General features: G+C 54.0%; 18 protein-coding genes. 17 read left to right on the top strand and 1 reads right to left on the bottom strand.

From position 1 onward, the window contains the following. Positions 1-76 precede the first annotated feature (76 nt). The 11 genes from parE to ABNS49_RS10070 all read left to right on the top strand — a co-directional run bounded on the left by parE (position 77) and on the right by ABNS49_RS10070 (position 11,267). Positions 77-2,008 carry a DNA topoisomerase IV subunit B gene (gene parE / locus ABNS49_RS10120; RefSeq protein ID WP_135980365.1) on the top strand — a complete coding sequence of 644 codons (1,932 nt, stop codon included), beginning with the start codon at positions 77-79 and terminating at the stop codon, positions 2,006-2,008. Continuing rightward, complete coding sequence (parC, locus tag ABNS49_RS10115) at positions 2,008-4,497, top strand: DNA topoisomerase IV subunit A (protein WP_135980366.1); 2,490 nt, start codon at positions 2,008-2,010, stop codon at positions 4,495-4,497. The genes parE and parC overlap by 1 nt, the downstream gene beginning before the upstream one ends. After that, complete coding sequence (locus ABNS49_RS10110; protein WP_135980367.1) at positions 4,490-5,404, top strand: DMT family transporter; 915 nt, start codon at positions 4,490-4,492, stop codon at positions 5,402-5,404. The genes parC and ABNS49_RS10110 overlap by 8 nt, the downstream gene beginning before the upstream one ends. A 70-nt stretch (positions 5,405-5,474) precedes the next feature. Then, a complete protein-coding gene (locus ABNS49_RS10105) occupies positions 5,475-5,690 on the top strand; it encodes a YneF family protein (protein ID WP_135980368.1) in 216 nt (71 codons plus the stop codon). A gap of 55 nt (positions 5,691-5,745) precedes the next feature. Next, positions 5,746-6,519, top strand: coding sequence for a prolipoprotein diacylglyceryl transferase (gene lgt / locus ABNS49_RS10100; RefSeq protein WP_288342902.1), 774 nt, complete (start codon positions 5,746-5,748; stop codon positions 6,517-6,519). A gap of 59 nt (positions 6,520-6,578) precedes the next feature. Continuing rightward, positions 6,579-7,313, top strand: coding sequence for a hypothetical protein (locus ABNS49_RS10095; protein WP_135980370.1), 735 nt, complete (start codon positions 6,579-6,581; stop codon positions 7,311-7,313). A 37-nt stretch (positions 7,314-7,350) separates the two neighbouring features. Further along, the gene (locus ABNS49_RS10090) at positions 7,351-8,028 is read left to right on the top strand and encodes a response regulator transcription factor (RefSeq protein WP_135980371.1); all 678 of its coding nucleotides are present in this window, start codon (positions 7,351-7,353) and stop codon (positions 8,026-8,028) included. Further along, positions 8,021-9,193, top strand: coding sequence for a HAMP domain-containing sensor histidine kinase (locus ABNS49_RS10085; protein WP_135980372.1), 1,173 nt, complete (start codon positions 8,021-8,023; stop codon positions 9,191-9,193). Before ABNS49_RS10090 ends, ABNS49_RS10085 begins: the two co-directional genes overlap by 8 nt. Before the next feature lie 80 nt (positions 9,194-9,273). Then, a complete protein-coding gene (locus ABNS49_RS10080) occupies positions 9,274-9,981 on the top strand; it encodes a biosynthetic peptidoglycan transglycosylase (RefSeq protein ID WP_135980373.1) in 708 nt (235 codons plus the stop codon). Positions 9,982-9,996: 15 nt separating this feature from the next. Further along, positions 9,997-10,485 carry a gamma carbonic anhydrase family protein gene (locus ABNS49_RS10075; RefSeq protein WP_135980374.1) on the top strand — a complete coding sequence of 163 codons (489 nt, stop codon included), beginning with the start codon at positions 9,997-9,999 and terminating at the stop codon, positions 10,483-10,485. Then, positions 10,482-11,267 carry a metallophosphoesterase gene (locus ABNS49_RS10070; protein ID WP_168353584.1) on the top strand — a complete coding sequence of 262 codons (786 nt, stop codon included), beginning with the start codon at positions 10,482-10,484 and terminating at the stop codon, positions 11,265-11,267. Before ABNS49_RS10075 ends, ABNS49_RS10070 begins: the two co-directional genes overlap by 4 nt. A 40-nt stretch (positions 11,268-11,307) precedes the next feature. On the opposite strand, the gene ABNS49_RS10065 is transcribed toward ABNS49_RS10070, so the two are convergent. Beyond that, the gene (locus ABNS49_RS10065; RefSeq protein WP_135980376.1) at positions 11,308-12,372 is read right to left on the bottom strand and encodes a hypothetical protein; all 1,065 of its coding nucleotides are present in this window, start codon (positions 12,370-12,372) and stop codon (positions 11,308-11,310) included. 98 nt (positions 12,373-12,470) lie between these two features. Between ABNS49_RS10065 and ABNS49_RS10060 the strand changes: the two genes are divergently transcribed. From ABNS49_RS10060 to ABNS49_RS10035, 6 genes are all read left to right on the top strand, one after another. Then, positions 12,471-13,064 (top strand): GNAT family N-acetyltransferase, encoded by a 594-nt coding sequence (locus ABNS49_RS10060; protein ID WP_135980377.1) that lies wholly within the window; start codon positions 12,471-12,473, stop codon positions 13,062-13,064. A 75-nt stretch (positions 13,065-13,139) separates the two neighbouring features. Further along, the gene (locus ABNS49_RS10055) at positions 13,140-14,276 is read left to right on the top strand and encodes a DUF4317 family protein (RefSeq protein ID WP_135980378.1); all 1,137 of its coding nucleotides are present in this window, start codon (positions 13,140-13,142) and stop codon (positions 14,274-14,276) included. A 44-nt stretch (positions 14,277-14,320) separates the two neighbouring features. Beyond that, a complete protein-coding gene (locus ABNS49_RS10050) occupies positions 14,321-14,878 on the top strand; it encodes a hypothetical protein (RefSeq protein WP_135980379.1) in 558 nt (185 codons plus the stop codon). Positions 14,879-14,979: 101 nt separating this feature from the next. Beyond that, positions 14,980-15,954, top strand: a complete 975-nt coding sequence (locus tag ABNS49_RS10045) for an ABC transporter substrate-binding protein (protein WP_277820816.1) — start codon at positions 14,980-14,982, stop codon at positions 15,952-15,954. A gap of 1 nt (position 15,955) precedes the next feature. Then, on the top strand, positions 15,956-16,927 hold the full coding sequence (locus ABNS49_RS10040) for an ABC transporter permease (protein ID WP_135980380.1): 972 nt from the start codon (positions 15,956-15,958) through the stop codon (positions 16,925-16,927). Next, entirely contained in the window at positions 16,914-17,708 is a 795-nt protein-coding gene (locus ABNS49_RS10035) for an ATP-binding cassette domain-containing protein (protein WP_135980381.1), read from the top strand. The genes ABNS49_RS10040 and ABNS49_RS10035 overlap by 14 nt, the downstream gene beginning before the upstream one ends. The last annotated feature ends 142 nt before the right edge of the window (positions 17,709-17,850 follow it).

Genomic DNA, 17,850 nt, shown 5'->3' with positions numbered 1-17,850 from the left:
CCGGATCCGAAGCTGTCCGTCCTGGGGACCGGCTGAGTCCAATCGGTCGAAAAGGCTTCACGCGGAAGGAGGATCTATGACACAAAAACAATACAATGAAGAAAGCATCGTCATTTTGGAGGGGCTGGATGCGGTTCGAAAAAGACCGGGTATGTATATTGGCTCAACCGATTTGAAAGGGCTGCACCATCTCGTCTGGGAAATCGTGGACAACGCCATCGACGAGGCGCTCAACGGGTTTGGCAGCCAAATCACGATCACGCTCAACAAAGATGGCAGCGTCAGCGTCGAGGATGAAGGACGCGGGATGCCGGTGGGAACGCACAAGTCGGGTATTTCGACACTCGCCGTGATTTTCACCGTGCTGCACGCGGGCGGCAAGTTCACAAGCTCGGGCGGCTACCGCAACGCCGGCGGCTTGCATGGTGTTGGCGCCAGCGTCGTCAACGCGCTTTCCGCCTGGTGTCAGGTAGAGGTTTGCGACGGCAAGGACATGTGGTCGATGCGGTTCGAGCAAGGCGGCCGCGTGGTTGGCGAGCTCGTTCACGAAGGGAAGACGAGAAAAACCGGCAGCAAAGTCACGTTTTTGCCGGATCCCGCCATTTTTAAGCAAACGAAATTTTCCTTTTCCAAAATTTGCGAACGGGCCCAGGAGGACGCGTTTTTATTAAAAGGGCTGACGATGATCGTCCGGGATCAGCGCTCCAAGGAAGGACGGGAGCATGTATACGCCTACGAGGATGGCTTGAAGGCGTTTATCGACGAAGTGAACAAAGACCATACACCGATGCACGAGCCGGTTTCGTTTGCCGGCGAGGTCAACGGGATCCGCGTCGAAGGCGCGTTTCAGTACACCGACGACTACCAGGAAAACATTTTCTCGTTTACGAACATGGTGCGCACGCGCGATGGCGGCAGCCATGAAACGGGAGCCAAGCTCGGCTTTACGAAGGTGTTCAACGAGTACGCCCGGAAAAACGGGTTTTTAAAGGAAAAAGAAAAGGGGTACGAGGGAAGCGATGTCCGGGAGGGATTGACGCTTGTGCTCAATTTGTCCGTACCCGAAGAGCTGCTTCAGTTTGAAGGGCAGACGAAGGAAAAACTAGGCACGCCTGAAGCCAAACCGGCCACCGAGGCGATCGTATCGGAACATTTGCGCTATTTTCTGGAGGAAAACCGCGAGCTGGCCAACACGCTTGTCCGCAAAATCGCCCGCGCGTCCAGCGCCCGCAAGGCCGCTCGCAAAGCGCGGGAGGATGCCCGGAAGGGAAAAGGGAAAAACCGCAGCGAGCGCGTGTTGTCCGGCAAGCTGGCCAGCGCCCAATCCAAGGACGCCCGCCGCAAGGAGCTGTATTTGGTGGAGGGCGATTCGGCGGGTGGCTCCGCGAAACAAGGCCGCGATTCCAAATACCAGGCGATTTTGCCGCTGCGGGGAAAAGTGCTCAACACGGAAAAGGCGAAACTGGACGCGATTGAAAAAAACGAGGAGCTCAACACGATCATTCACGCGCTGGGCGCCGGCGTGGGCGCGGGATTCGTCGCCGAGGACTCGAGCTACTACAAAGTTATTATCATGACCGATGCCGACGACGACGGAGCGCATATCCAAAATCTGCTGCTGACGTTTTTCTACCGGTTCATGCGTCCGCTCATCGAGCACGAAATGCTGTATATCGCCTTGCCGCCGCTCTACCGGATTTCCAAAGGCGCCCAGGAGGAATACGTGTATACGGACGAGGAGCTGGAGGAAAGCAAAAAGAAATTCAAAGCCGGCTACACGATCACCCGCTACAAAGGATTGGGTGAGATGAACGCCACCCAGCTTTGGGAAACGACCATGGATCCGAAAACGCGCACGCTGGTGTGCGTGACGATCGACAACGCCCGCATGGCGGAAAAACGCGTCAGCGAGCTGATGGGGGACCGGGCGGATTTGCGAAGAAACTGGATCGAGGAAAATGTCGTCTTCACGCTGGAAGATGAATACGGGAAGGAAGTGGAAGCATAATGGCGAAAAAGAAAAAGGAAACGCAGGAAACCGTCGAGGAGTCGGTACGCAAGCTGACGCTGGAAGATATCATGGCGGACCGGTTCGCCCGCTATTCGAAATACATCATTCAGGAGCGGGCGCTTCCGGACGCCCGTGACGGACTCAAGCCGGTGCAGCGGCGGATTTTGTACGCGATGTACGAGGCGAAAAACACGTACGACCGTCCGTACCACAAATCGGCGAAAACCGTCGGCAACGTCATCGGCAACTACCACCCGCATGGCGACTCCTCGGTGTACGACGCGATGGTTCGAATGTCCCAGGACTGGAAGATCACGACACCGCTTGTCGACATGCAAGGAAACAACGGGTCGATCGACGACGACCCGGCGGCCGCGATGCGGTATACCGAGTCGCGGCTGGCCAGAATCGCGAACTACCTGCTCATGGACATCGACCGGAAAACCGTGGAGTGGACGCCAAATTTCTCGGACGAGAAGCTGGAGCCAACCGTGCTGCCGGCCCGGTTTCCCAATTTGCTCATCAACGGCATTTCGGGCATCGCCGCCGGGTACGCGACCAATATTCCTCCGCACAATCTCAACGAAATCGTATCCGCCTGCATGTACCGGCTCGAGCATCCAAATTGCACTTTGGACGAGCTGATGACGCTTGTCAAAGGGCCGGATTTTCCAACCGGCGGAATCGTCATGGGGAAAGAAGGCATCCGCCAGGCGTTTGAAACGGGGCGCGGAAAGGTTATCGTCCGCTCGAAAGCGGCCATCGAATCCACGCGGACCGTCGATCAAATCGTCGTGACGGAAATTCCATACGAAGTCGTCAAATCGAATCTGGTGAAAAAAATCGACGACATCCGGCTCAATAAAAAAGTCGAAGGTATGCTCGACGTGCGGGACGAAAGCGACCGGAACGGACTCAAAATCGTCATTGATTTGAAAAAAGGGGCGCCTTCGGATACGATTTTAAACTATTTATATAAGAATACGGAGTTGCAGATTTCGTTCAACTACAATGTGATCGCGATTGTCAACAAGGCGCCGGTCCAGCTCGGACTGCTGCAAGCCATCGACGCGTTTTTAGCACATCGCGAGGACGTCGTGCTGCGACGGAGCGCCTTCGATTTGCAGCTCAAGCAGGAACGCGCCCATATTTTGGACGGGTTGATGAAGGCTGTTTCCGTGATGGACGAAATCATCGCGATCATCCGCCAAAGCAAGGACAAGAAAGACTCGAAACGCAATTTAATGAAGCGGTTCGAGTTTAGCGAGCTGCAAGCCGAAGCCATTGTCACGATGCGGCTGTACCGGTTGTCGAATACCGACATCCTGGAACTGCGGCAGGAGGACAAGCGCCTGAAAAAGGAAATCAAGGCTTTGCAGGAAATCATTCAAAAGCCGGCTGTGCGCATCCGCAAGCTCATCGAAGAGCTGCAGGAAGTCAACGACGAGTTTGTCGTGCCAAGACGTTCGAGCATTCAAAGCGAAATCGACGAAATCGTCATCGACGAGATGGCGATGATTCCAAGCGAGCAGGTCATGGTTTGCCTGACCCAGGACGGCTACGTCAAGCGGGTCTCGCTGCGTTCGTACAACGCCAGCTCCGAGTTGTTCGCCGGAAAAAAGGACAACGACGTGATGGTCGCCAGCGGGGAGATCAACACCCGGCACAAGCTTTTGTTTTTTACCGACCGCGGCAAATACGGCTACATTCCGGTGCATCAAATCGAAGAGGCGAAATGGAAGGATCTTGGCACGCACCTTTCCGGCTATTTGCGTCTGGACGACAACGAAAAAATCATCGCCGCGTTCGGGGTGGACGCGTTTACGCCAAAAAACCACGTCGTGATGGTTACAAAAGCGGGGAGCATCAAGCGCACGCCGTTGTCCGCATTTGAAGTCGCCAGGCCCAACAAGACGATGGTGTGCATGAAGGTGGGCGATCTGGACGCGCTGATCAAAGTCGAAATGTCCACCTCGAGTGCGGATCAAGTCGTGCTCGCTAGCCGTGATGGCTTGGGGCTTCAATACAACGTGGAGCAAATTCCGGAAAACGGGCTGAAAACGAAAGGCGTGAAAGGCATGAATTTAAGCGCCGAGGACCAGGTGGCCGATCTTGTCGTTTCCGATGGCGCCCAGCAGTTCATTCTCGTTTTGCAGGAGGGACAAATGAAGCGGATGCACGCCAGCGACTTCGCGAACGTGTCCCGTCCAGCCAAGGGAAACCGGATGTTCAAGCTCGTCAAGTCGCGTCCGGGCCGTTTGGAGCGGCTGCTTACCGCCGATCGGAACTACGCCTTTGTGGCGGATGAGAAAATCGAGTTCAAGCCGTCTGATATCGCGTTGATGGCGCCAGCCGCCACGTACTCGACGCCGTTTGGCAAACTGGAAACGATGGAGTGGCTTCCGTCGCTGCCGATGGTTCCAGACGGATCGTGGGAACCAAAAAAAGACGAGTACAAGCAGGTGGGGTTGTTTGAGGATGCGTAAGAAAAATCAGGCGAATCTGGCGTGCCTGCTCACCGCCATGGTGTGGGGTGGCGGGTTTATCGCGACGGCGGCCGCCCTCAGGACATTCGACCCGGGAACGACGTTGATGCTTCGTTTCAGCGGGGCGGCGATCGTGTTCTGGCTCATTTGCCTTGTGGCAAAAATCCGGTTTAACCGGGCGTGTGTGAAGGCGAGCGTCTGGAGCGGCGTGTTTTTGTATAGCGCGTTTTTGCTTCAGACGATTGGCCTGCGGTATACGAGTACGGGAATGAACGCGTTTTTGACGGCGGTCAATGTCGTGCTGGTGCCTTATTTGGTTTGGCTCGTTTTTCGAAAGCGACCGCAAAGAAGGCAGTTCGCGGCCAGTTTGCTTTGCCTTGGCGGCATTGGCTGTCTTTCGCTTTCCTCCGGCTCGTTTTCCTTCAACGTGGGCGACGGGTTGTCTTTGGGCTGCGCCGTGTTGTTCGCGGCGCAGATCATCGCCACGGAACGGGCGGCAAAAACCGGAAATCCCATGGCGGTCAACGCCATCCAGATGAGCGTGGCGGCGCTGTTGTCGTTTCCGTACGCCCTGGGTATGGAAACGTGGCCGGCGTCGGTGCCGGCGATGGCGTGGGGCAGTATCGCCTACAGCATTTTTATTGCCACCACGTTGGCGTACATGCTGCAGACATGGGCGCAAAAGTACACAGACGCGGCGAGCGCGAGCGTGCTGCTGTGCACGGAGTCGCTGTTTGCGAACGTGTTTGGCTGGCTGCTTTTGGGTGAAACGAAGACGCCGGTCATGGTGCTGGGCGGAATTCTGATCTTTTTATCCGTTCTTCTTGTCGAAGGCGTGTTCCATCGCAAAAGTGCATCCGATCCTGAAGCGGAAGCAAAGGAAGAGCGTCTTTGTGATAGTTTGTGATTTCGATCTTAAAGCTTGTAAAACTGTATTAAATAGAGTAAAATCCCTATTAGAGAAATGGGGTAACAAAATGAATTTCTGGGCTTCCGTAGGGTTTACTTTAGTTGGAGCACTGATTGGCGGTATCCTGACGTTCTATTTCACGCGTAAAAAGTTCGAAAAGGAACTCAAGGAAAACCCACCGATCAACGAGAAGATGATTCGTGCGATGTTTTTGCAGATGGGGCGCAAGCCAAGCGAGGCACAAATTCGTCAGATCATGAAATCGGTCAATTCCAACCGATAAACGTCTATTCATAATCAAAAGTGCGTGAGCACTTTTTCTTTTTAAAGGAGGGAACATGTACAACGATTTATTTTCCATTGGTCCGGTGACGATCCACACGTATGGTCTGTTTGTCGCGATTGGCATCATCGCCGCGTACATCGTCACGGAAAGGCGGGGAAAAAAACTAGGTGTCGACGTGTCGCATCTGGATTCGCTCGCTTTCTGCTTTGTGATTTCAGGCTTCGTCGGCTCCAAATGCCTGTATTTTCTAACAAGGATCCAGGATATTTTGAAAGATCCATCCGTCGTATCGAATCTTTTGGACGGCTGGGTCGTTTGGGGCGGCATCATTGGCGGATTGATTGGCGGCTATGTGTATTGCCGGATCCACCACATGGATTTCTGGCAGCAAGTCGACCTCATCATTCCTTCGGTCGCCCTCGCGCAAGGGTTTGGCCGGCTTGGATGCTTCTTTGCCGGATGCTGCTACGGAGTCGAAACGCATGGCTGGTGGGGCGTCGTGTTTCCGGAAGGTTCGCTGGCGCCGGCGGGCATCCCGCTCGTTCCAACCCAGCTGCTGTGCTCGCTTTTTGATTTCGCGCTGTTTTTCTTCCTGCTCTTTCTGGTGAAGAAAAAGAAAGACATGTTCGAAGGCGAGGTGGCGGTTTGGTATTTGATGCTGTACTGCATCGGCCGGTTCGTGATCGAGTTTTACCGCGGGGATCTCATTCGCGGCGGCTTGGAAGGACTGTCGACTTCGCAAATCATTTCTTTGATTATGTTCGCCCTGGCGGCGGCGTTGCTCGTGTATTTGCCGCGACGGCAAAAAGCGCTTCGAAACAAGTAAGTTTTGAAGCGTTTTTTTTCGCTTCGTGCTAGAATAGAAAAAAAGGGGATATACAAATCATGAATCAATGGGAAATCGTACTACAACTCGCACTTCGTTTTATCGTCATCGCGCTTTGGGTTGGCAGCGTCGCGCTGCTGCTCTCCAGCTCGCCGGTGCAAAGCATCGTCATCGAACCGCTGGCCGCCGCGATCGGACTGGTGTTTTCCAGTGTCTGGACGATTGGAAAAGGGCGGGCGCAGGACGGTTTCGAATCGTCTTTGTCCAGAGCGAAACAGCTGGACAGCCGCTTGAGGCAAACGACGGATTTGTTTCTTTTCGCGATTTTGGCCGCCTTGCTTGGCTTGGCGGGATGGAAAGGCGCGTTGTTTTCGCTTTCCTGGGGGTTGGCGCTTATTCCGCTTGCGCGGCTGCTCTGGGTTCCTTTTGGCGGGCGCTTTTCATGGTTTGACGGGTTGAGTGTCCAAAAACCGGTCGATTTCGAGCAGAAGCTTTGGCTGGGCGTGCAAATCGCGGTTTCCGTGTATATGATCGGGCTTGGCCATCCGGGGGTGTCGCTGGCCGTCGCCGCCGTCGGGGCGTTTCTATTGGCGAAAAAGAATATCCGGCTTTTTTTGGCGGCGTTTGCCGCGGAGGCGTTCGTCGCTGTCGGTGTCTGGGCGTTCGGCTTGTTTGGCTCCTGGCTTGCCGCGCTCATGCTGGCGTTTTTAGCGATGAGCCTGGCGGGGACGATGCTTGGCGTGTTGATGAATGTGATTTGGGATCCGCAGCGGTTTTTCCAATCCGGCGTTTGAGTGCTCAAACGCTTTTCTTTTTTAAGGAGGTGCAACGATGTACATATTGATTGTCGAAGATGAAGCCCGTCTGGCGCAAGCCATAGCGGAAATGTTTCACCAGCAAAAAGACCGCGTTGAGATCGCGCTGGATGGAAAAGAGGCACTCGACTATTTGCGAACATACGAGTTCGACTTGATTGTTTTGGACTGGATGCTGCCCGGCTGCTCCGGTTTGGACGTACTTCGCCGCCTGCGTGCCTCGGGCCGGCAGACGCCTGTGCTCATGTTGTCGGCCAAAGGCGAAATCGAAGACAAAGTCGACGGGCTCGATGCGGGCGCGGACGATTACATGAGCAAGCCTTTTTCCACACGGGAGCTGCTGGCGAGGGCGAAAGCCTTGACCCGGCGCAAAGGGGAAGTCGTTCTCGACCATTTACGGTTTGGCGATCTCGCGCTTGATCTGGGCCAGCAAAACTTGTCGTGCGACGGACGAAGCGTCCATCTGGGTCATAAGGAATTTGAAATCATGCGGCGGCTCATGATGGAGGCGGGACGAACGTTTTCCAAAGAGGACTTGATTACCTGGGTGTGGGGAAGCGAAAGCGAGGCGATGGACAACAACGTCGAAGTGTTTGTTTCGTTTTTGCGCAAGAAGCTCGCCTATCTGGGAACCACAGTGAAAATTTGCACGATTCGAAAGCTTGGCTATCGGCTGGAGGATAGCCATGATTAAGCAGCTGCAAAAAAAGTTCATATGGATGACGATGTTTTTTTTAGGCGCTCTTTTGTTTGTCGTTCTTTTTTTGTTGTGCGAGCAAACCGCTGTCCGCAACGAAGACGAAATCCGACGCGCGTTGTCGTGGTGTCTGGAAGCGACAGGATCGTCCGCACAAGTGCCCGCGCTTCCGTCGTATACGCTGCTGTACGACGCCCCAAGCGATTCGTATGTCCTGCTCGGGGATCGGCGCAACACGCTATACGACGTCGAGTCGCTGCGTCAAATGACCGACGACATGCCCTACAATAGCGTGGAAAGAAAAGATGGGGTATACTTGGAAAAACAAAGAACGCGGCAAGGCTACATCGCCGGACTGGTGGACGCTTCCGTTTTGCACGCCCAATACCAAAACCTGATTTCGCGCAGCGTTGTTTTATTTTTCGGTACGATGGCCGTTCTTTTCGCGGCCGTGTGGGCCATGAGCCGCTGGATCGTGCGGCCGGTCCAAGAAGCGTGGGACGCCCATAAGCGGTTTATCGCGGACGCTTCCCATGAGTTGAAAACGCCTTTGACGATTATTTTGGCGGACTGCGAGCTGCTGCAAGCCGGCGATCCCGAAAACGCGTGGCTGCATTCGCTCCACGAGGAAGCGTTGCGGATGCAGCGCCTTATTTATGATTTGCTCGCGCTCGCCCGCTACGACGCGCTGCCGCAAGCCAAACCGGAGCCAGTCGATCTCTCGAATTTGTGTCAGACCATCGCGCTGGAAGCGTACGAGCGCGCGTACGCCCATCGGGTTTTGATCGAGGAAGACATCGAATCGAATGTCCTGGCGTTTTGCGAACCGGAAGACGCCCATCGGCTTGTGGCGCTGCTTGTGGACAACGCCGTGAAATACGCGCCCGACCAGGGCGTCGTGTCCATTCGGTTGAAGCGAAAGGACCACCGCTTCCAGCTGGATGTGGAAAACCCGGGCACACTGACACCGGAGCAAATGGCGCATGTGTTTGACCGCTTCTACAAAGCGGATCCATCGCGGAAAAAAGACGGAAGCTACGGACTGGGCTTGTCGATCGCAATGGAGATCGCCAGCCGGAACAAGCTGGCGTTGAGCGTGACGTGCCAGACGGGCGCGATCACGTTTTCCGTCCGGGGAAAATCTTACAAGAATGTTCGATAGAAACGCGGGGAACGTGATAAGGTAAAACTACCGAAACAGACAAGAAAGGAGGAACGGGATCTTCGGGGATCCTGGACGCAATGAAAAAATTGTTCCGTTCGATTTTTGTTTTTCTTTTGGTCGCGCTAGTCGCCATCGTCGCGATCGTGGGAACCGCCGGCTATCGGCGTTATAAAGATTTGACCGCCCAAACGCCGGTACAGGCGATGGTGGCGCAAATCGAAGCCTCGCCGGATTTCGTTCCGTACGAGCAGCTTCCCGCCACCTTGATCAACGCGACTGTATCCGTCGAGGACCGGCGGTTTTTCGAACATGGCGGCGTTGACTACATCGGAATCGTCCGCGCGCTGCTGTCCCAGGTTTTTCCAGACGTGTTTGTGCAAAGCGGCGGGTCGACCATCACCCAGCAAACCGTCAAAAACATGTACGGCATGTTCACGTCCAGCGTGACGCGGAAAGTGGCGGAAATCTTTTTAGCCAAAGATTTGGAACGCGACTGCACAAAAGAGCAGATTTTGGCTTTGTACGTCAATATTATTAATTATGGCGATGGATATACGGGAATCAAAGAGGCGGCGAACGGCTATTTCTGGAAAGAGCCGGCCGCGCTGAGCGAGGCGCAATGCACTTTGCTGGCGGGCATTCCGCAGTCGCCGGCCAACTTTCAGCTAAGCGACCATTACGACGCGGCCAAACGCCGGCAGCGCGTCGTGCTGGACACGATGGTCGACAACGGCTATTTGAGCGAGGCGCAAGCCGACGCCTTGTATGAAACACCCGTCTTTTAGAAAGAAGGAAACGAAATGCATATCAATACGAACGCGTGGATCGCGCCCGACGCCTGCGTGAAAGGCCACGTCGAAATTGAAAGCGGCGCGAGCGTGTGGTTTCAAACGGTCATTCGAAGCGAGCACGCCAACATCCGCATTGGAAAGAACACGAACATTCAGGACCGCTGCGTCCTTCATACCGACGCGCATTACGACACGATCGTGGAGGAAGGGTGCACGATTGGGCACGGGGCGATTTTGCATGGGTGCCATGTTCATAAAAACACGCTGATTGGCATGGGGGCGATCGTGCTCAACGGCGCGGACATTGGCAAAAACTCAATCGTGGGCGCCGGTTCGCTTGTGACCAGCGGAAAGCGCTTTGAGGAAGGAATGCTGATTATGGGCAGTCCGGCCCGGGCGGTGCGGCCGCTGACCGAGGAGGAAATCGAGGCCAATCGCCAAAACGCCGCCGAATACGTGGCGCTGGCCGCCGAATACAAAGCCGGGAAATGGGCATGAAGCAACGAAGGTACGCGGTCGACGTCCAAGGTCTTGCGCAGCCGATCCGGATTGCCCATGTGTCCGATTTGCACGAGCACGCGTATGAGGAGGTGCTCGCGGCGCTTGAAAAAGAAAAGCCGGACGTGATTTTATGCACGGGCGACATGCTGGAGCGGCACACCCGAAACGGCCAGCGCCGGCTGAAGCGTCGCAAAATCGAGAAACCGCATCATATTTTATACTGGTTTATATCGAAAGAAGGGTTGCCGGATGGCGGAATGCGGTTCTTTCAGCGATGCGTCGCCATCGCGCCGACTTTTTATTCGCTTGGGAACCATGAAAAGTACATCCAGGAGGAAGACCGCGCCAGACTGCGGCAGTGGGGTGTGCGAATCGTAGACAACAGCGATTTGGAAATGGACTGGAAGGGAAGACCGATTCGAATTGGCGGTTTGAGCACGAAAGCCGACTGGAACTGGTGCGCCGCGTTTTCCAGAAAGCCGGGCGTAAAAATTCTCATGGTTCACCATCCGGAATATGTCGCCGGCCGGATCCTGTCGGATGCGGGAATTGGTCCGCTGGATCTTATTTTGTCCGGGCACGCCCACGGCGGGCAGTGTCGGCTGTTTGACTGGGGCTTGTTCGCGCCCGGGCAGGGACTTTTTCCCCCCTACACGCGCGGCATGCGAAAAACCAACAAGGGACACTGGCTGATTAGCGCTGGTTTGTCCAATACGGTCAAGCTGCCCCGGTTCAACAATCCGAAAGAGCTGTTGTTTGTGACGTTAATGCCAAAATAAAAAAGATCTCGATGAGATCTTTTTTTGCTTTAGATGTTTTCTATTTGCTGGCGAGCATATCCTGGATGTTCATCGTCAATACGCGGTCGATGTGATCGCTGCCTTCGTTCCGGTACGCGCTGGCCGCGGATTCGTACAACGTGAGCAGACCGCCGTTTCCATCCGGATAGATTTGCTCAAGCCGAGGCGGCAAGGTGATGATTTTTTGCGCGTTGGAGTTTAACAGCGAGGTTTCGCCCCGTTTGAACACGCTCAAGGTCGACTGCATGCTGGGACCGTCGCTGGCGGCCAGATAAATGAAGTGGTCGTCCATCGCGATGCCCTGGCAGTTGTCGCCGATGTTGTCGTAGCCATACGCTTTGGCGACGTGGCGGCGTGTCGTATCCAGCTTGCCGGAAGCCGGGTCGATATCGAAATCGTACACTTTTACACTGCCTTCGTCTTTCGTGAAGTAGCCGCAGTACAGCTTCGAGTCGGCATACGTTAAAAACGAGTCGTCTTTCAACTGCGGCGTTTCGATGGAATAGTCGTATTTCAGCGCTTTATGGTCGTGTTCGAAATCATAGTTGTCCATGTTGGCCAGCTTAATGAAGGAAACACTGCCTTTTTTTGTCTTTTCGTCTTTGGTGGCGATCCACACGTTCCGGTTGAGCGTGTCGTAAGCGATACTGCCGGCATGCGGCCGGTTTTCGAGGACAATCGTTTTCAAATACTTGTGGTCGTCGCGGGAAAGGACGTATAAAACGGTGTTGTGCTCGTGCTTGTGGCAATAGGCGCTAATCAAAATATAGTCGTCCGCGATGGTGACACCCTGGGGCGTCATCTCGTCGCACTCGGCGACTTTTCCGGTTTTGTCCAGCGTTTGCGTCTCGATCAAGCCGGGAATCACATACGTGCCCTGATCGGTCTGGCTCTGGTTGGCGTCAAATCCGGCGCGAATCACGGACGGATAGGCGGATAAGGCGTTTTTTTGCTCGTCGACGGTTTTATACAGCGTCGGTTCGGTGTTGGTACTCGTCTCTTCTGCCGCGCGCAAGGTGACTGGAGAAAACGACAAAGCGACGGCGGCGCACAAGGAAACGAGCCATTTTTTGGATTTGTTCATGGTTCCTCCTTTGTTTTTGGGTTTCTATTTCATTATACGGGGCGTATTTCTAAAAAGCTTTTGTTGTGCATTGTCCATCCATTGTGTACGATAAAAGCATGATAAAAAGGAAAGCGAATTTGACAGAGCAGGAAATGCTGGCCATCGCGCGCGCGTTCGCATGGTATCCCAACCCGTCGGCTTCTTTCGACGGGTTTCAAGACGAGCAAATGATCGAGCGGTATTTGCTGCTGACGACGTCCGTCATGAAAACGTATTGCGAAATTTACTCATTGGACGAGCGGGCCTACATGATGATTTCCAATGAGTCGTCGATGACCCCGATCTTGCAGTATTTCCGTTTGTTGTGGGGAATGCTGTGGATCGTCGGGCCCGCCCGCGTATACCGGCAAATCGAGCGCGGTACCGAAGCGGGCATCTGCCAGGAAGTCGAGCTGCGCAAAAAAAAGATTCCGTTCATCCACATAGAACTGCTGGCCGTCCGCTCGGAGCACTGGGGCGAGCATTTGATGAGCGAAATGATCGCATTCGCGAAAGCGGAAGCCCGGCGCCGGGGATGCGTGTGCATTTTGGAAACGGACGAGCGTGTCAAACGGGACAAATATTTGCATTTAGGGTTCGTCTTGCGAAGAACCCGGACGTTGCGCGAAGGGGTGGCGATCTACGACATGATCTACGACCCCAAACAATGAGTCGTCGAAATTGCCGTGGAAATATGGTAAGATGCAGGGTGCTGTGTGGCATGCGATTTTCAGGGAGGATGGAATATGAATAAAAAAGAACTAAACGAGCTCAAGCGGCAAATCAAATGGGAAAACGACGCGTTGTACATTCCGCGCATCGCGAGCGCGTATGCTTCCATTTCTTCGGAAGAGAAAAAGGTGCTCTCCTACGATATCAAGGATTTCACCTTGCTTTCGGAAGAAGAGGGAACCTTGTATTTGAATATTATGAAAAAAAGTCTGGCGGGACAGCTGGGAAAAAACTTGCTCCAGTTTCGGTTCCCGCGGGAGAACGGCGAGAAAAATCCGGCGCAGGAAAAGCTGTACGCGCTTGTCAGCTCCAAGCTGGAAGACGAGTCGCTGTTCCGGGAATTCGTCGACGACATCCTTGAAAACGGACATTATGCCAACCATGTGTTCATCACGGTGGCGTACGGGGAATATTCGGTTCCTCTTAAATCCAAAAATCTGGAAGCCAGCTACGAGGACGGCTACAAATACGATTTTATCCTCGTTTCCGTGACGCCGGCCCAGCAGACGAACATTGGTTTGTTTTTCAACCGTGACACCAACGAGGTCGAGCGCAAGGTGAACTCGGAGATGGAAATCAAACCGACGCCCGAGGACGCGATTTTATACCCGTGTTTTTCGGAGCGGGCCGCCGATGTCAACCACGTGCTGTACCACGCCAAAAACGTCAAGTCGCTCAATCCCTTTTTTATCGAGGATGTGCTTGACTGCGCGTTCCCGCTTTCGCCTCTCGACGAGGAAAGCGGATTTTCGCAAATGCTGATCGGGATGTTCGAGGATCGGCTCAGCTGTGACGTGTTGACCGCTATTCACGAGAACATTTACGACGCGATCCAGGAAAGCGAGGAAGACGAAAGCGAGCTGACGTACTCGAAAGGAAACGTCCGTCGCCTGCTGGAGGTTTCCGGCGCGGACGAGGTGTCGATGTCCCATTTCGACGACGTGTACGCCAAGGTGCTCAACGACCAGCCCATTAAGGCGGTCAACATGACCGATTTGAACCGGATGGCGATCAAAGTGCCGGATGTTTCGATCAATGTCAAAAATGGCGGCGACACGAAAGTGAAAATGGAAACGCTGAACGGGCGAAAATGCCTCGTGATCGAGATGGACGACTCGATTGAAATCAACGGCATCGAATTGAAACCTTAAGCATCGAACATGCTTTTTGTCGCCACGCCTTTTACAATGAAGGCATGGAAACCCAAAACAACGAACAAAACTTGCAAGCGGAACGAAACGATCCAATCAATCCTCAGTACTTTGTGATTGGCATCGTGTGCTATACGCAATACCAGCGGCTGCTGCGCATGCATGACGACATTTTCCAAAAGGTGTCGATCCTGATCGCGTTCATGTCGGCGCTGCTGATTGTCGTTGTCAACGACATGCACTGGAAGAAAATGCTGGAAGTATGGGATTTTTCCTCGAGCCAGGCGATCCTGCACACGTGCGTGTATCAAATCTGCTCGATCACGTCCCTGGTCGGGATGCTGATCGCGACGTTTATCACGCTGCGCCTGTCGACAAGCAACCGCGACAAGGAACTCGACAGTTCTAAGTTCACGACCGAGGCGGTCATGGGCATGAACGCCAACGCTCTGGCGCGCAAGATGATCCTCGATCTGGAGCAAGTTGTCGTCTCGCTTAAAGCGATGCTGGAAAGCAAGCAAAAGTCGTACAACCGGGCGGTCGCGATCCTGACCGTGTCCACCGTGCTGTATGTGGCGAAAGTCATTATTGAACACATTTGATTTCGGGAATGAAAAATCTTTCATTCCTTTTTTCATTCTTTTCATTCGGATGTAAATAGTGTAAAATTAAACATTATAAATAAAAGGAGAGGAAGATCTATATGAAGAATGGAATGAAACTATTGGCATGCGCGGCGATGGCGCTGTCGTTTGCAGGCTGTTCGGACAAGGGAGGAGGCGCCAGCGTTGGAATTATTCAGTACGCGGAACATCCGGCTCTTGACAACGCCCACGAGGGATTTGTGGAAGGATTGAAGGAAAACGGATACGACGCGGAGGACGGGACGGTAACGATTGACTACAAAAACGCCCAGGGCGACCAGTCCAACAACAAGACGATCGCGAATACGTTCGTCAACAACAATGTGGATTTGATTTACGCCGTGGCGACTCCGGCCGCCCAGGCATCGGCCAACGAGACGAAGGACATTCCGATCGTCATTAGCGCGGTTACCGATCCGGCGACAAGCGGTTTGGTGAAATCCAACGACAAGCCGGACACGAACGTGACGGGCACGTCGGATTTGACGCCGGTGGATGCTCAGCTGGACTTGCTCAAACAGCTGGTGCCAGACGCGAAGACAATCGCGATCATGTACTGCAACGCGGAAGACAATTCGGCGTTCCAGGCGGATCTGGCGAAGAAAAAAGCGAAAGAGCTTGGTTTGGACGTCGTGGAAGCGACCGTGACGGACTCGAACCAGATCCAGCAGGTGACGGAAAGCCTTGTCGGCAAAGTGGACGCGATTTACGTGCCGACGGACAACTTGCTGGCGGAAGGCATGGCGAGTCTGACGCAAGTCGCCAATGAAAACGGCATCCCGACGATCGTCGGCGAAGAGGGCATGGTTCAAAACGGCGGTTTGGCGACCTATGGAATCGACTATTTCGAATTAGGAAAAATGGCGGGCAAGCAGGCAGCCGACATTTTGAAAGGGGAAAAGGATCCCGCGGAGATGGCCATCGAATATTTGCCAGGTGAAAAATGCGAACTGACAATCAACAAGACGACGGCCGGCAAGCTGGGAATCGAGATTCCGGAAACGCTGGAAAGCGACGCGGTGATCATTGAGTAGTATGTCGATTTTATTATCCGTAGAAGGCGCGATCGGGCAGGGAATTTTATGGGGCATCATGGCCCTTGGCGTGTACATCACGTTCCGCCTGCTCGACTTTGCCGATTTGACCGTGGATGGAAGCTTCGCGACGGGTGGCGCGGTTAGCGCGATTTTGATTGTCAGCGGGGTCGATCCCGTCCTTTCCTTGTTTGCCGCGCTGCTGGCTGGCGCGGCTTCCGGGGCCGTTACCGGTTTTCTGAACACGATTTGCAAGATCCCGGCCATTTTGGCGGGAATCCTGACCCAGATCGGGTTGTATTCGATTAATTTGATGATTATGGGCAAAAGCAACTTGCCGCTGCTGAACACGAAGACTATTTTCTCCAATGTGAGCGATGTCATCCATTTGCCGCGCTCGATATCGAAATGGATCTCGACGAACAATTTGACGGTTTTGCTGATTGGAATCGTTTTGGCGGTCGTCGTAATCGGAATTTTGTACTGGTTTTTCGGGACGGAAATCGGCTCGGCCATTCGGGCGACGGGAAACAACGAGCATATGGTGCGCGCCAACGGTATCAGCACGAAGAAGACGATCATGGTCGCTTTGATGCTTTCCAACGCGCTGAACGCGTTTTCCGGCGCGCTTGTCGCCCAGCAGCAAGGTTACGCGGACGTCAAGATGGGAATTGGTGCGATCGTCATGGCGCTGGCGTCCATCGTGCTTGGCGAGGTTCTGTTTGGACGCAAAGGCGGCTTTGCCAGACGGCTGACTTCTATTGTGATTGGCTCGATCGCGTACCGGATCATCGTGGCGATCGTGCTCCAGCTTGGATTGAGCGCGGACAACTTGAAGCTGTTCACGGCGATTCTTGTCGGCATCGCGCTGTCGATTCCAATCATGATGGAAAATTCAAAACAAAAGGCCCGATACAAAAAACTGACCGCGGAAGTCGACGCGATCGAGGAGGCGTTCCATGCTGACCATTAAAAAAGTATCCAAGACGTTCAATGCCGGAACGGTCAATGAAAAAAAGGCGCTGGACCAGCTCTCGCTGACGCTGGACGATGGCGATTTCGTCACCGTTATCGGCGGCAACGGCGCGGGTAAATCCACGCTTCTCAATATGATCGCGGGGGTGTATCCAATCGACTGCGGACACATTGTTCTGGATGGAAAAGACATTTCCTTGGATCCGGAATACAAGCGGGCTCGCTGGATCGGGCGCGTGTTCCAGGATCCGTTGATGGGGACGGCGGCCGATATGGAGATTGCCGAAAACCTGGCGCTGGCCAAACGGCGCGGCAAGGCGCGGACGCTGCGCTGGGGCTGCACGAAAGAGGAAAAGGCCGCGTATCGAAACGATTTGAAACGTCTGGGTCTTGGACTGGAAGATCGGATGTCCAGCAAGGTGGGGCTGCTTTCGGGAGGGCAGAGACAGGCGCTGACGCTTTTGATGGCGAGTCTGCAAAGGCCGAAACTGCTTTTGCTTGACGAGCATACAGCGGCCCTCGATCCTTTGACGGCGAAAAAAGTGCTTGATTTGACGAAGGAAATCGTCGAGGAGCAGCAGCTGACGACGTTGATGATCACCCACAACATGAACGACGCCATTCAAATCGGAAACCGGCTGATCATGATGTACGATGGCCGGATCATTTACGACGTGAAAGGCGAGGAAAAGAAGAAACTGACTGTCAACGATTTGCACCAAAAGTTCCGGGAAGCGTCCGGCGAGGAGTTTTCGGACGACCGGGGCGTGTTGATTTAGAGAAGGAAACAGCGAGAAAGCAATCGCTGTTTTTCTTTTTAGGTCTTGAATTTACACTTTAAGTTCAACACTAAAAAAGTGGAACATAGAAGCACCCATGATACACTAATGGTGACCAAACCAAATGAATCAGGAGGGCATA

The sequence above is a fragment of the uncultured Dubosiella sp. genome (assembly GCF_964018005.1).
GTDB classification, from domain to species: Bacteria; Bacillota_I; Bacilli_A; order Erysipelotrichales; family Erysipelotrichaceae; genus Dubosiella; species Dubosiella muris.
Note: the sequence above shows the minus strand (reverse complement) of the source record. Positions and strands in the feature narration are given on the sequence as shown.

Coding starts and splice junctions, on each gene's coding strand:
- lgt (WP_288342902.1), top strand. CDS start 5,746: ATGTACAACGATTTATTTTCCATTGGTCCGGTGACGATCCACACGTAT.
- ABNS49_RS10035 (WP_135980381.1), top strand. CDS start 16,914: ATGCTGACCATTAAAAAAGTATCCAAGACGTTCAATGCCGGAACGGTC.
- ABNS49_RS10060 (WP_135980377.1), top strand. CDS start 12,471: ATGATAAAAAGGAAAGCGAATTTGACAGAGCAGGAAATGCTGGCCATC.
- parC (WP_135980366.1), top strand. CDS start 2,008: ATGGCGAAAAAGAAAAAGGAAACGCAGGAAACCGTCGAGGAGTCGGTA.
- ABNS49_RS10045 (WP_277820816.1), top strand. CDS start 14,980: ATGAAGAATGGAATGAAACTATTGGCATGCGCGGCGATGGCGCTGTCG.
- ABNS49_RS10095 (WP_135980370.1), top strand. CDS start 6,579: ATGAATCAATGGGAAATCGTACTACAACTCGCACTTCGTTTTATCGTC.
- ABNS49_RS10110 (WP_135980367.1), top strand. CDS start 4,490: ATGCGTAAGAAAAATCAGGCGAATCTGGCGTGCCTGCTCACCGCCATG.
- ABNS49_RS10070 (WP_168353584.1), top strand. CDS start 10,482: ATGAAGCAACGAAGGTACGCGGTCGACGTCCAAGGTCTTGCGCAGCCG.
- ABNS49_RS10040 (WP_135980380.1), top strand. CDS start 15,956: ATGTCGATTTTATTATCCGTAGAAGGCGCGATCGGGCAGGGAATTTTA.
- ABNS49_RS10080 (WP_135980373.1), top strand. CDS start 9,274: ATGAAAAAATTGTTCCGTTCGATTTTTGTTTTTCTTTTGGTCGCGCTA.
- ABNS49_RS10090 (WP_135980371.1), top strand. CDS start 7,351: ATGTACATATTGATTGTCGAAGATGAAGCCCGTCTGGCGCAAGCCATA.
- parE (WP_135980365.1), top strand. CDS start 77: ATGACACAAAAACAATACAATGAAGAAAGCATCGTCATTTTGGAGGGG.
- ABNS49_RS10105 (WP_135980368.1), top strand. CDS start 5,475: ATGAATTTCTGGGCTTCCGTAGGGTTTACTTTAGTTGGAGCACTGATT.
- ABNS49_RS10050 (WP_135980379.1), top strand. CDS start 14,321: ATGGAAACCCAAAACAACGAACAAAACTTGCAAGCGGAACGAAACGAT.
- ABNS49_RS10065 (WP_135980376.1), bottom strand. CDS start 12,372: ATGAACAAATCCAAAAAATGGCTCGTTTCCTTGTGCGCCGCCGTCGCT.
- ABNS49_RS10055 (WP_135980378.1), top strand. CDS start 13,140: ATGAATAAAAAAGAACTAAACGAGCTCAAGCGGCAAATCAAATGGGAA.
- ABNS49_RS10085 (WP_135980372.1), top strand. CDS start 8,021: ATGATTAAGCAGCTGCAAAAAAAGTTCATATGGATGACGATGTTTTTT.
- ABNS49_RS10075 (WP_135980374.1), top strand. CDS start 9,997: ATGCATATCAATACGAACGCGTGGATCGCGCCCGACGCCTGCGTGAAA.